The sequence below is a fragment of the Rhizobium sp. BK538 genome (assembly GCF_014197575.1).
Taxonomy (GTDB): Bacteria; Pseudomonadota; Alphaproteobacteria; order Rhizobiales; family Rhizobiaceae; genus Rhizobium.
The window spans coordinates 83,274-95,109 of record NZ_JACIFT010000011.1 but is presented as its reverse complement, the minus strand read 5'-3'; the positions used below and the strand labels follow the sequence as shown (position 1 = coordinate 95,109).

Annotated in this window: 12 protein-coding genes; 7 read left to right on the top strand and 5 right to left on the bottom strand. The window is 60.3% G+C overall.

The features are described 5' to 3' along the window. Positions 1–9: 9 nt before the first annotated feature. The 4 genes from FHX09_RS15300 (at position 10) to FHX09_RS15285 (ending at position 3,272) form a co-directional block, all read left to right on the top strand. Positions 10–903 carry an ABC transporter permease subunit gene (locus FHX09_RS15300; protein WP_007802396.1) on the top strand — a complete coding sequence of 298 codons (894 nt, stop codon included), beginning with the start codon at positions 10–12 and terminating at the stop codon, positions 901–903. Continuing rightward, the gene (locus tag FHX09_RS15295; protein ID WP_007802398.1) at positions 900–1,688 is read left to right on the top strand and encodes an ABC transporter permease; all 789 of its coding nucleotides are present in this window, start codon (positions 900–902) and stop codon (positions 1,686–1,688) included. The genes FHX09_RS15300 and FHX09_RS15295 overlap by 4 nt, the downstream gene beginning before the upstream one ends. A 13-nt stretch (positions 1,689–1,701) precedes the next feature. Beyond that, positions 1,702–2,763: an ABC transporter ATP-binding protein gene (locus FHX09_RS15290; protein ID WP_007802400.1), complete on the top strand. Its 1,062-nt coding sequence runs from the start codon at positions 1,702–1,704 to the stop codon at positions 2,761–2,763. Between the two features lie 203 nt (positions 2,764–2,966). Further along, positions 2,967–3,272 (top strand): NIPSNAP family protein, encoded by a 306-nt coding sequence (locus FHX09_RS15285; protein ID WP_132590670.1) that lies wholly within the window; start codon positions 2,967–2,969, stop codon positions 3,270–3,272. Positions 3,273–3,326: 54 nt separating this feature from the next. On the opposite strand, the gene FHX09_RS15280 is transcribed toward FHX09_RS15285, so the two are convergent. From FHX09_RS15280 to FHX09_RS15260, 5 genes are all read right to left on the bottom strand, one after another. Continuing rightward, positions 3,327–4,328 (bottom strand): ABC transporter ATP-binding protein, encoded by a 1,002-nt coding sequence (locus FHX09_RS15280; protein ID WP_132590668.1) that lies wholly within the window; start codon positions 4,326–4,328, stop codon positions 3,327–3,329. Between the two features lie 12 nt (positions 4,329–4,340). Continuing rightward, the gene (locus FHX09_RS15275) at positions 4,341–5,423 is read right to left on the bottom strand and encodes a Gfo/Idh/MocA family oxidoreductase (RefSeq protein WP_132590666.1); all 1,083 of its coding nucleotides are present in this window, start codon (positions 5,421–5,423) and stop codon (positions 4,341–4,343) included. Continuing rightward, entirely contained in the window at positions 5,420–6,262 is an 843-nt protein-coding gene (locus tag FHX09_RS15270; RefSeq protein WP_007802408.1) for a carbohydrate ABC transporter permease, read from the bottom strand. The genes FHX09_RS15275 and FHX09_RS15270 overlap by 4 nt, the downstream gene beginning before the upstream one ends. Positions 6,263–6,272: 10 nt before the next feature. Further along, positions 6,273–7,220, bottom strand: coding sequence for a sugar ABC transporter permease (locus tag FHX09_RS15265; RefSeq protein WP_007802410.1), 948 nt, complete (start codon positions 7,218–7,220; stop codon positions 6,273–6,275). A 186-nt stretch (positions 7,221–7,406) separates the two neighbouring features. Then, positions 7,407–8,666 carry an ABC transporter substrate-binding protein gene (locus FHX09_RS15260; RefSeq protein WP_132590664.1) on the bottom strand — a complete coding sequence of 420 codons (1,260 nt, stop codon included), beginning with the start codon at positions 8,664–8,666 and terminating at the stop codon, positions 7,407–7,409. Positions 8,667–9,192: 526 nt separating this feature from the next. Here FHX09_RS15260 and FHX09_RS15255 point away from each other — a divergent pair. The 3 genes from FHX09_RS15255 to FHX09_RS15245 are packed head-to-tail and all read left to right on the top strand — an operon-like array spanning position 9,193 to position 11,763. Further along, positions 9,193–10,077 carry an N-acetylglucosamine kinase gene (locus tag FHX09_RS15255; RefSeq protein ID WP_184450346.1) on the top strand — a complete coding sequence of 295 codons (885 nt, stop codon included), beginning with the start codon at positions 9,193–9,195 and terminating at the stop codon, positions 10,075–10,077. Further along, positions 10,074–10,838 carry a GntR family transcriptional regulator gene (locus tag FHX09_RS15250; protein ID WP_184450344.1) on the top strand — a complete coding sequence of 255 codons (765 nt, stop codon included), beginning with the start codon at positions 10,074–10,076 and terminating at the stop codon, positions 10,836–10,838. The genes FHX09_RS15255 and FHX09_RS15250 overlap by 4 nt, the downstream gene beginning before the upstream one ends. A 49-nt stretch (positions 10,839–10,887) precedes the next feature. After that, the gene (locus FHX09_RS15245; protein ID WP_132590660.1) at positions 10,888–11,763 is read left to right on the top strand and encodes a protein phosphatase 2C domain-containing protein; all 876 of its coding nucleotides are present in this window, start codon (positions 10,888–10,890) and stop codon (positions 11,761–11,763) included. The last annotated feature ends 73 nt before the right edge of the window (positions 11,764–11,836 follow it).

Sequence of the window (11,836 nt, the reverse complement as noted above, 5' to 3'; positions counted from 1 at the left end):
CTGTCGTCTATGACCACTGTTTCAACATCCGCGGCCCCAGCCACGCCCATGATAAACCGCGACAGGATCGTAGACTGGCTCGGCATCGCGCCGTTCATGATCTTTGCTGCGATGTTCCTTATCATACCGACGCTTTATCTGGTCGCAGGCGCGTTCCTGACGCCGGAAGGCGACCTGACCCTCAAGAATATCGTCGATCTCTTCACGCCGTCGATCCTCAGCGCCTACTGGATCAGTATCAAGGTGTCCGTGGCATCAGCCTTGGGTGGCGCGCTGATCGGCTTCTTTCTCGCCTGGGCGGTCGTGCTCGGCGGTCTGCCGAACTGGGTTCGTTCGGGCCTCCTGACCTTCTCCGGCGTCGCCTCCAATTTTGCGGGCGTACCGCTTGCATTCGCCTTCCTCGCCACGCTCGGGCGCACCGGGCTCGTGACCGTCCTGCTGCGCGACTGGTTCGGCTTCAATCTCTATTCCACCGGCTTCAACCTGCTGAGCTTCTTCGGGCTAACTCTCACCTACATGTACTTCCAGATCCCGCTGATGGTCCTGATCCTGACGCCGGCGCTCGACGGCATGAAGAAGGAGTGGAAGGAAGCCGCATCGATCCTTGGCGCGACCAATGGCCAGTACTGGCGCATGGTTGCCTTTCCGATCCTCTGGCCGAGCCTGATGGGCACGACGCTGCTTCTCTTCGCGAATGCCTTCGGCGCCATCGCCACCGCCTACGCGCTGACCGGTAGCTCTCTCAACATCGTGCCGATCCTGCTCTATGCACAGATCCGCGGCGACGTGCTTCACAACGCCAACCTGGGCTACGCGCTCGCGCTCGGCATGATCGTCATCACCGGCCTGTCCAACCTCCTCTACATCCTGCTGCGCATGCGCGCTGAACGGTGGCAAAAATGAAGACATCACGCCTTGGAGCCTGGATCGCCATCGCATTCGGCGCGATCTACTTCGTGCTGCCGCTCATTGCCACGATCGAATTCTCGCTACGCATGCGCCGCGGCGCCTACAGTTTCGATGCCTACGCTTCGGTTTTCTCTGAGGCGCAGTTCCGCGAAACCTTCGGCTATTCGATGCTGATGGCGCTGCTGACGATCGTCTTCGGTATGCTGCTCGTGGTGCCGACTGCCTATTGGGTGCGTCTGCGCTTGCCGCAGATCCGCCCGATCGTCGAGTTCATCACGCTGCTGCCACTGGTTATCCCGGCAATCGTGATCGTATTCGGCTATCTTAGAATGTACAACTCTTCCTCGATCCTGCCGCTGACGGGCTCGACGACAGGTACGAACATCCTGCTCGTCCTCTCCTACATGACGCTGTCGCTGCCCTATATGTACCGCGCCGTCGACACCGCCATGCGCGCGATCGACGTCCGCACGCTGACGGAAGCGGCCGAAAGCCTCGGCGCAAGCTGGACGACGATCTTGTTCAAGTGCATTTTCCCGAACGTCATGAGCGGCGTACTCTCGGGCGCCTTCATCACTCTTGCGATCGTCATGGGCGAATTCACCATGGCCGCGCTCCTCAATCGTCCGGCTTTCGGCCCATACCTGCAGCTGGTCGGCGCCAATCGCGCCTACGAGCCGTCGGCGTTGGCCGTCATCGCCTTCTCTATCACTTGGCTCAGCATGGGCCTGCTGCAACTCGTCTCCCGCTTCCACAAAGCCGCCCCGGCTAAGTCGTAAGGTATCTGGTTTCATGGCTTTTCTCGAACTCGCAAACCTCAAGAAATCCTTCGGCGCAACGCAGGTCGTGCATGACTTCAACATGCAGATCGAGAAGGGTGAATTCATCTCGTTCCTCGGCCCGTCGGGCTGCGGCAAGACAACGGTCCTGCGCATGATCGCAGGCTTCGAAGCGCCCTCGGCCGGTCGCATCGCCATCGGCGGCAAAGAGCAAAACAATTTGAAGCCCAACAAGCGCAATATCGGCATGGTTTTCCAGGCCTATGCGCTGTTTCCCAACATGACCGTTCACGACAATGTCGCCTTCGGCCTGAAGGTCGCCGGTGAGCAGGCGACGGAGATCGATCAGCGCGTCAAGGAAATGCTCGGGCTGATCAAGCTCGATCATCTTGCCGACCGCTATCCCTATCAACTGTCTGGTGGACAGCAGCAGCGCGTGGCGCTTGCCCGCGCCCTTGCGGTACGCCCGCAGGTGCTGCTGCTCGACGAGCCACTGTCAGCCCTTGACGCCAAGATCCGCGTGTCGTTGCGCGAGGAAATCCGCGCCATCCAGCAGAAGCTCGGCATCACCACCGTCTTCGTGACGCACGACCAGGAAGAGGCCCTCTCGATCTCCGACCGTATCGTCGTCATGAACGCCGGCCGTGCCGACCAAATCGGAACGCCATTCGAGATCTACAACACGCCGGCAACGCGCTTCGTCGCCTCCTTCGTCGGCACGCTCAACATGATCGAGGCGAAGGTCGTCGATCCGGCCGCCAACCGTATCCAGATCGGCGATCAGGGCGTGACCTTGAAGCAGTCGGTCGCCGCCTTCAAGGCTGGTGATACCGTCTCGCTGGCCCTGCGTCCGGAGGCCGGATCGCTGGCTGAGGGAACGCCAAGCGATACGAAGCTGACCGGTCAGGTCGTGTCCGCCCACTTCCTCGGTTCTGTCATCCGTACGCGCATGAACGTCGGCGGCAACGTCATCTCCTTCGACATGTTCAACAGCCCCGGCGTAACGCCCCCGGCCGCGGGCGAGACCGTTACGCTTCGCTTCATGGCGGCCGACCTCCTCGTCATCCGCGACTGACCACGCGGGCAGGGCCGCGCTCATGTTTTGCGGCTTTGCCACACTCGCTTCCGCATTTCCGGGCGCTGCATCTTGCGGCGCCGGAAATTGCTTGGAATAGCGACCTTGATGCGCAACGACAGCTGAAACGTTTTCGTTCAGCAAAGTCAGCACCATACCCCCTGCCATGACCGCACCGGCATGGCCTCAAACCGGATGTTTCAATGATTACCTGCTATCTGCGTTACACGATCGACCCTTACAAGATCGCCGAATTCGAGGAGTATGCTCGACTCTGGATCCCGATCGTCAATCGAATGGGCGGCACGCATCACGGTTATTTCCTGCCGTCCGAGGGCGCCAACAACATTGCTATCGCGCTGTTCTCGTTCCCGAGCTTCGCGGCCTACGAAGATTACCGTACCCGCATGGCAGCCGACCCGGAATCCCAGGCCGCGTTCGATCTCGATAAACGTAACCGAAGCATCATCAGCTACGAGCGCAGTTTCATGCGGCCCGTCCTTGGCTGATCGGTAGAAACGAAAGACCCCGCTCGATGGCGGGGCCTTTGGTTCGTGGCGGGCCTAGCGGATCGCCTTGTCATTTGCATCGAAGCGATGCATGTGGGCCGTATCCGGCGTCGCATAGACGAACTCATCGGGCTCGTACTTGTGCTCGCCAAAGAGCCGCGCGGTGATGAGACCGCACTGTTCGGATTCCAGATAGATGATCGTGTCCGCCCCGAGATGTTCGACATGGACGACCTTCGCCCGCCAAGTGCCATGTTCGCGCGAAAGGGTCAGATGCTCCGGGCGGACGCCAACGGTCTTTGCGCCGGCATCGGCGACCTTGTCGCCCGGAATGAAGTTCATCATCGGCGAACCGATGAAGCCCGCGACGAAGACGTTTGCGGGGCGGTTGTAGAGCTCCATCGGCGAGCCGACCTGCTCGACCGCGCCGGCATTCAGCACCACGATCTTGTCGGCAAGCGTCATCGCCTCGACCTGGTCGTGGGTGACGTAGATCATCGTTGCCTTGAGGCTGCGGTGCAGGCGCGCGATCTCGAGACGCGTCTGGACACGCAAGGCGGCATCGAGGTTCGACAGCGGCTCGTCGAAAAGGAAGAGCGCCGGCTCTCGGACGATCGCGCGGCCAATGGCGACACGCTGGCGCTGACCACCGGAAAGCTCGGCCGGGCGCCGGGCGAGATACGGTTCGAGCGACAGCATCGACGATGCCTTGTTCACCCGCTTGTCGACCTCGTCCTTCGGCGTGCCGGCCTGCTTGAGACCGAGGCCCATGTTGTCCTTGACCGTCAGGTGCGGATAGAGCGCATAGGACTGGAACACCATCGCGATACCGCGCTTGGCGGGAGGCGTCAGCGTCTCATCCTTGCCATTGATGAGAACGGCGCCCGAGGTGACGTCCTCCAATCCGGCAATGCTGCGCAGAAGCGTCGATTTTCCGCAACCCGAAGGTCCAACGAAAATAACGAACTCGCCGTCCTTGACCTCCAGGTCGATGCCCTTCAGCACTTCGTGCGTGCCGTAAGTCTTGCGGATGGATTTGAGTTGAAGCGATCCCACTCGTCGTATTCCTTATCGTTTGGCCGGCTCTTGGAGCTTGACGGCTTGTCCGGTACGCACGCTTTCGTCGGCGGCGAGGCAGATGCGCAACGAAGCGACGGCGTCTGCCATGTGGCGGTTGAGGTCGATGTCCTCGCGAATAGCCTTCAGCATAAAGGCCTGCTCGCGGTCGCAGAGTTCCTGATGGCCAGGTTCTCCCGCCATCGTCATATCCTCGTCCGGCCTGAGGAACTTGCCATCAGGTCCGGTCCCCGCCGTGTGCAGACGAATGACCGAGGTCTTGGTGTGAGCGTCGATGTCGTCAGACTTGGCGTTCGGGTCCATCACGATCGACACAGATCCCTTCGGCGACATGATGTCCTTCACGAAGAACGCCGTTTCCGAGATCATCGGGCCCCAGCCGGCTTCATACCAGCCGACTGAACCATCCTCGAACAGCACCTGCAGCTGGCCGTAGTTGTACATATCGGGCGCGATTTCGTCCGAAAGGCGCAGTCCCATGCCGCGCACCTCGACCGGCTTGGCGTCGGTGATCTGGCACATGACATCGACATAATGCACGCCGCAATCGACGATTGGCGACGTCGTCTGCATCAGTGACTTGTGGGTTTCCCAAGTGGGGCCGCTGGACTGCTGGTTGAGATTCATGCGGAAGACATACGGCCCGCCGAGCTTGCGCGCTTCCTCGATCAGCCGCATCCAGGACGGGTGGTGACGGAGGATGTAGCCGATCACCAGCTTCCGCCCAGCCTTCTTTGCCGCCGCGACCACACGTTCCGCATCGGCGACCGTTGTCGCCAGCGGCTTCTCGACGAAGACGTCGCAACCCGCCTCGAAGGCAGCGACCGCATAATCGGCGTGCGTGTCCGAGTAGGTGCAGATGGCGCAGAGATCAGGCTTCAACTCGGTGAGCGCCATCTTGAAATCCGAATGGATCTTGTAACCCCTCAGTTCCTCCGGCAGATCAGGCATCGAGCGGTTGACCAGCCCGACAATCTCGAAGCCGGGATTGCTGTGATAGGCCAGCGCATGGCTGCGTCCCATGTTGCCGAGGCCGGCAACCAGGACGCGGATTGGCGTGTCGGATGCACTCACTTGACCGCTCCCGATGTAATGCCGCGGATCAACTGCCGCGAGAAGATGACATAAAGGACGAGGATCGGCAGGATCGCCAGCGACAGCGCGGCAAGCACGGCGTTCCAATTGGTCACGAACTGCCCGATAAAAATCTGCGAGCCGAGAGTAACGGTCTTGGTTGCTTCGGATGGCGCCAGGATAAGCGGGAACCAGAGGTCGTTCCAGATCGGGATCATCGTGAAGACGGCAACCGTTGCCATGGCCGGGCGTACCAACGGCAGCACCAGCCGGAAGAAAATCGAATATTCCGAGAGCCCGTCGATGCGACCGGCATTCTTTAGGTCATCGGAAACCGTCCGCATGAATTCCGACAGGATGAAGATCGCCAGCGGAATGCCCTGAGCCGTGTAGACGAGGATCAGCGCCGTCAGCGTGTTGACGAGGCCAGCGGCTACCATGCCTTGGAGAATGGCGACTGTGCCGAGGCGAATCGGGATCATGATGCCGATCGCCATGTAAAGACCAGTCAGTGTGTTGCCCCTGAACTTGTATTCCGAGAGCGCGAAGGCCGCCATCGCTCCGAACAACAGCACGAAGAAGATCGAAACGACGGTTACGATGAAGCTGTTCTGGAAGTAGGTGGCGAAGTCGCCCTGCCCCAGCACGGTCTGATAACCGACAAGGCTGAAGGTCGAGGGCGTAGGTACCTGCATCGGCGAACGGAAGATCGCGTTGCGGTCCTTGAACGAGTTGATGATCGTCAGGAACACCGGGAAGATGGCAACAAGCGTATAGCCGATGAGCGCCAGGTGGACGAGGCCGGTGCGGATGGGGGATGTGCGTGCTCTATTGGACATGACACACTCCTCAGAATTGGTACCGGCGCAGGCGCCGCTGGATAGCAAAGAGATAGAACGACACGCCGGCGAGGATGATCAGGAACATGGCCGTCGCGATCGTGGCGCCCATTGAGCGGTCGCCGAGCTGGAGCTGGAAACCGAAGAAGGTGCGGTAAAGCAGCGTGCCGAGAATATCGGTCGACATGTCGGGGCCAGCAAGTGCGCCTTGTACCGTGTAGATCAGGTCAAAGGCATTGAAGTTGCCGACGAAAGTCAGGATCGAAATGATGCCGATGGCCGGCAGGATGAGCGGCAGCTTGATCTTCCAGAACTGTGCCCAGCCGGTGATGCCGTCGCACTCGGCGGCCTCGATCACTTCTTCCGGGATGCTGAGCAGCGCAGCGTAGATCAGCATCATCGGAATGCCGATATATTGCCAATTGGAGATCAGCGACACAGCGATCAGCGCCGGTCCGGATTGCCCGAGCCATGGGGCGAAAAGCGACTTCATGCCAACGAGGCTCATCAGCCACGGAGCAACGCCCCAGATCGGCGACAGGATGAGCTTCCAGATGAAACCGACGATCACAAAGGAAAGCAACGTCGGCAGGAACATCGCCGTGCGGTAGAACGCCACGAAGCGAAGCCGCGGCGTCGACAGCAGCGCGGCCAGCGCGATGCCGATCGGGTTCTGCACACACATGTGAATAAGGAAGAAGATGAAGTTGTTGACCAGCGCATTCCAGAAGTCGCGTGCCCAGCGCGCATCGCCGAACAACACCTTGTAGTTCGCGAGCCCGACGAAGGCAGGCGCGCCGTCGACGGTGTTGTAGAACGAAAGCCTCAGCGTTTCGATCAGCGGCAGGATCATGATCGCCGAATAGACGACGAATGCCGGGAAAAGAAAGACGCCGATGTGCCAGCGCACCGGGCGACTGATGGGAACGACATCGATAGCGGATTCGGCTTCGCTCATGGCTTTTGCCTGTTCTTCTTGGCTGCACCTGTGGCGCAGCGCGTCTGACACTGCGGGCAGAACGCCCGTCCCTCTAGTCGTCTCCCCGTCGCTTCGGGTTTCGAAGGCGGCGGGGAGAGGAACAGCGGATACGAAATTGGCTTTGAGCCGAAGTGAGGGACGGCTGGCGCCGCCCCTCAGCTTTCATCACTTGCCTGGCTTGTACCAGCCGTCGAGGCCCTTCTGGAGCTTCTCGGCAGCCACCTGCGGCGTATCCGTGCCGTTGACGACGTTCGCCGACTCAATCCAGGTCTCGTTTTCGAGGTTCGGCGTGCCGCGCCCCAGGATCTGATAGGTCGAGCGGATTGTCGACTTGTACGGGCCGCGCCAGGAAACGAACTCCTGAGCCAGCGGATCGGTCATCTTGACCGGGTTCGAATTCAGGCTGAAGAACCCCGGCAGCGAGTTCGCGTAGATGTCGGCGAATTCGCTGGAAGCAACCCAGCTCAGGAACTTCTTGGCTTCTTCGGCATGCGTGCTCTTGGCATTCAGAGCGACGCCGATATCCGGATGATCGGAGATATAGCCCTGGTCGCCGGCCTTCGGAACCGGCGGCGGGAAGGCACCCATCTTGAACTGCGCCTGGCTGTTGAACAGCGCGATTTCCCAGGAACCGGCCGGGTAGATCGCCGCACGACCGAGCGTGAAGAGGTTCTGGCTGTCAGAGTAGGTCTGCGCTTCGAAGCCGTCGCCGAGGTAAGGCTTCCACTTGGCAAGCTCCTCGTAGGGCTTGACCCAGCCGGCATCCGTCAGCTTCTGCTTGCCCTCGATCAACGACAAACGACCTTCTTCGCCCTTCCAGTAGTTCGGGCCGATGTTCTGGTAGCCCATGGTTGCGGCTTCCCAGAGGTCCTTCGTGCCCATGGCGAGCGGGATGTAGGTGCCGTCTGCCTTGATCTTTTCGAGCGCGGCAAAGAACTCGTCCTCCGTCTTTGGAACGGAGATGCCGAGCTTGTCGAACGCATCCTTGTTGTAGATGAAGCCGTGGATGACCGAGGCCATCGGCACGCAGAAAGTGGACTTGCCGTCGTCGGTCGACCAGGCAGCCTTTGCAACCGGCGTGAAGTTCTCCATGCCAGCCAGGCTGGTCAGATCGACGAGTTGCTTCTTCTTGAACAGTTCGAGCGATGTATCGAACGGACGGCAGGTGATGATGTCACCGGCCGAGCCGGCGTCGAGCTTGGCATTCAGCGAAGCGTTGTACTCGGTCGGCGCCGTCGGCGAGAAGACGATCTTGATACCCGGGTTCTTGGCTTCGAATGCCGGGATGATCTTCTCCTGCCAGATCTGCAGGTCGTCGTTACGCCAGCTTTCGACCGTCAGCGTGACGTCGGCGGCATGAGCAAAGCCCACGGATGTCAGCAGGCTCGAGGCCAGCAGGAAGCCTTTCAGTGCGGTGTTCTTCATTTCCCTCTCCTGTTTTGAGCGCCGATGAGGCGCTGTTCTTGACCTGAAACGAGCGGTTGCGTGCATGAGATGGCACCCACCGCCCCCTGAGGGCCGTCAGCAACTGCCGGCCCGAAAGCTCAAATCGGCTCGGCGGGCAAAGCACCCGTCGACCAGATAGCGCACCCGACCGAAAACCGGCCCGGCACAGCGACGAAAGGGAAAACTGATTGCGAAAAGCGACTTGAGAGCGACTGAGCCGCTACAGCCGGATCCACATTCCATCGAGTGGCCCGGCTTATCTTTATCCTGCCGGTTTATCGCTGCCCGATGCGCTGTTCCCTTTGATGGAATTAAGTCCAAAAAAATACCAATTGTCCAGCCAATTTTAACGTTTCGACGACAGAAAAACGCCATTAAAAATTTTATTATTTAAAATCAATATGATAATAAGATGAATTTTTAAGTCTCTTTGGGCTTGGTAAATGGTATTTTTTTGGTATTGTAATGAAAACAAGGGAAATGAGCGGATTTTTTTGGTGGTTCAATGACAGAACTTACGATCGGCATTGATGGCGGCGGCTCCAGCTGCCGCGCCGCAGTCACGGATGCGACAGGACGTATCCTGGGCCGTGGCACGGCCGGCCCATCGAACATCCTGTCCGACCTTGATAGCTCGCTGCTCAACATCGTCGCGTCGGCGAAAAACGCATTGAGCGACGCCGGTCTCTTGCCTGAAACCGCTTCCAGCGTTGCGGCCGTCATTGGCGTCGCCGGCGCAAATGTGGGCGACTATGCCGCGCGCATCGAGCGTGCCTTGCCCTTTGCCAGACGTCGTGTCGTCACCGATGCGACGACGGCACTCCAGGGAGCGCTCGGCGATTGCGACGGCGTGATTGGCGCCTTCGGCACCGGCTCTGTCTACAATGCCCGCCGCGACGGAAAGCTTTACGGCATCGGCGGATGGGGATTCGTTGTCGGTGACCAGGCAAGCGGCGCCCGCCTCGGTCGCGACCTTCTGGAGCAGTCTCTGCTCGCCCATGACGGTGTGCGCCCCCCCTCGCCGGTCACCCAGACGGTCATGGCCGAGTATGGCGATGATCCCGAGCGCGTCGTCGAGTTTGCCCATGTCTCCCGTCCCAATGACTTCGCCCGCTATGCGCCCGTCGTCTTTGAGGCTGCCGCGAAAGGCGATCCGGTTGCGACGGCGATCGTGCAGAACGCGGCAGCCTCGATCGGCGAGAGCCTGGATGCCCTGCTTTGGCCGGAATGCCACGCCATCTGCCTGCTCGGCGGCCTGGCCAAGGCTTATCGTCCGTGGATTGCAGAGCGCCACATCGCCTTGCTGCAAGAGCCGAAGGGCGATGTCCTGCAGGGCGCCATCGAGCTCGCAGTGAAGTTCTTGCGCGAGGAAGGAAGAGGCGCGGCATGACGGATGATTTTGCAAGCCTCCTTTCCCCCGAGCGCCTTCAGGCCGGCGGCACCGGCCCGCTTTACGTCAAACTGCGGCGCACGCTGGAAGATGCCATCCGCACGGGCACGCTCAGCCACGGCGATGCCCTGCCGCCCGAGCGCGACATCGCCGAATTTGCGACGGTCAGCCGGGTCACGGTGCGCAAGGCGATCGATGAACTCGTCGCCGACGGCCTGCTTGTCCGCCGTCACGGCTCCGGCACCTTCGTGACCAAGCCGGTATCGAAGGTCGAACAGCGCCTCTCGCAGCTCACCTCCTTTACCGAGGATATGGCTCGGCGTGGAATGACCTCGCGCTCCGAATGGCTGCACAAGGGCATTCATACGCCCTCGCCGGATGAAATGATGATTCTCGGCCTCGCGACCGATGTCAGGGTCTCGCGCCTTAGCCGTCTGCGCATCGCCGACGACCAGCCGCTGGCAATTGAAAACGCCAGCGTTTCCGGCGAATTCCTGCCGGATCCCTTCGTTGTGACAACGTCGCTCTATGCAGAACTCGAGCGTCGCCAGGTCCGTCCGGTGCGTGCCGTTCAGAGGATTTCGGCGACCAACATGAAAGAGGCCGATGCGCACTTGCTCGGCGTCCCCGTCGGCGCAGCAGGACTGTCGATCGAACGTATCTCCTATCTGGGCTCCGGGCGCGCAGTCGAATTCACCCGCTCGCTCTACCGCGGTGATGCCTATGATTTCGTCGCCGAACTCACAACCGGTGCGCCGTGATGCCTGGTCGGATTGAAGAGACGGCGATGCGCCTCTATTGATTGCACCCATGACATCTCGCATCAGGATCCTCGACACCATCTCCGATCCCGGAAATCCGGCAAAGCCGAACGACGACAGCTTCGGGCACAACGAGGCTTGCGCCTTCGTCATCGATGGTGCGACGGGCCTCGGCGATCGCCAATATATGGATGAGGCAGGCAGCGACGCCGCGTGGATCGCGCGGCATTTCGCACGCGGTTTTCAAGATCAGATCACCCGCGACACCGACATCTCGCAGGTTGCGCGCAGCCTGTCGCTGGCAGCCCGTGCGGAATTTCTCCGCCACAACGAGAATGTGCCGCGCTACGCCTGGCCGTTGACCGCCTTTGCCATGCTGCATCAAACACGCGACGGCTTCCATTTCATCGGCCTCGGCGACTCTTGTCTCTTTCTGCTGCAAGAAGATGGCTCAGCCACGATGTACATGGCGATCCCGGGTGCCTATGAATATGAGCAGAACCAAGCGCGAAAGCACATTGCGCGAACGGGCGGCATCACGAAGGAAGGTGGCGCGCTCGGCAATCCCGAGACCCTCACGTTGTTGCGCCAGCACCGCGAGCGGCAGAATACGCCAGAGAGCGGCGTCTGGACCCTCGGCCTCGTACCGGAGGCGGCCAACCACCTGGTCTCCGAGCCGCTTGATATTAAAGGCAGGGCGCACGCTATCGTCTGCAGCGACGGTTTTTCGGACCTCGCGGTCCTTTACGCGGCCTATGATTCGGCAGGCTTAGTGCGCACCGCACGCGAGAAGGGTCTGCGGCCAATGCTTGACGAACTCAGGCGCTTCGAACGCGAGATTGATCCTGAGGGGTTGCGCTATCCGCGCTACAAACAAAGTGACGACACAACGGCGCTGCTTGTCGAGTTAGCGCCCGACACGTGAGGCGATTTTCGATTCAGATTCAGTTCGTTGCGACCAGAACCTGAATCAATCTATCCGACACTTGAATCAAATA

Bases quoted from the DNA above. Each gene is read 5' to 3' on its own strand.
- FHX09_RS15285 (WP_132590670.1), top strand. From the start codon at position 2,967: ATGATTACCTGCTATCTGCGTTACACGATCGACCCTTACAAGATCGCC.
- FHX09_RS15295 (WP_007802398.1), top strand. From the start codon at position 900: ATGAAGACATCACGCCTTGGAGCCTGGATCGCCATCGCATTCGGCGCG.
- FHX09_RS15265 (WP_007802410.1), bottom strand. From the start codon at position 7,220: ATGAGCGAAGCCGAATCCGCTATCGATGTCGTTCCCATCAGTCGCCCG.
- FHX09_RS15260 (WP_132590664.1), bottom strand. From the start codon at position 8,666: ATGAAGAACACCGCACTGAAAGGCTTCCTGCTGGCCTCGAGCCTGCTG.
- FHX09_RS15270 (WP_007802408.1), bottom strand. From the start codon at position 6,262: ATGTCCAATAGAGCACGCACATCCCCCATCCGCACCGGCCTCGTCCAC.
- FHX09_RS15300 (WP_007802396.1), top strand. From the start codon at position 10: ATGACCACTGTTTCAACATCCGCGGCCCCAGCCACGCCCATGATAAAC.
- FHX09_RS15290 (WP_007802400.1), top strand. From the start codon at position 1,702: ATGGCTTTTCTCGAACTCGCAAACCTCAAGAAATCCTTCGGCGCAACG.
- FHX09_RS15245 (WP_132590660.1), top strand. From the start codon at position 10,888: ATGACATCTCGCATCAGGATCCTCGACACCATCTCCGATCCCGGAAAT.
- FHX09_RS15255 (WP_184450346.1), top strand. From the start codon at position 9,193: ATGACAGAACTTACGATCGGCATTGATGGCGGCGGCTCCAGCTGCCGC.
- FHX09_RS15250 (WP_184450344.1), top strand. From the start codon at position 10,074: ATGACGGATGATTTTGCAAGCCTCCTTTCCCCCGAGCGCCTTCAGGCC.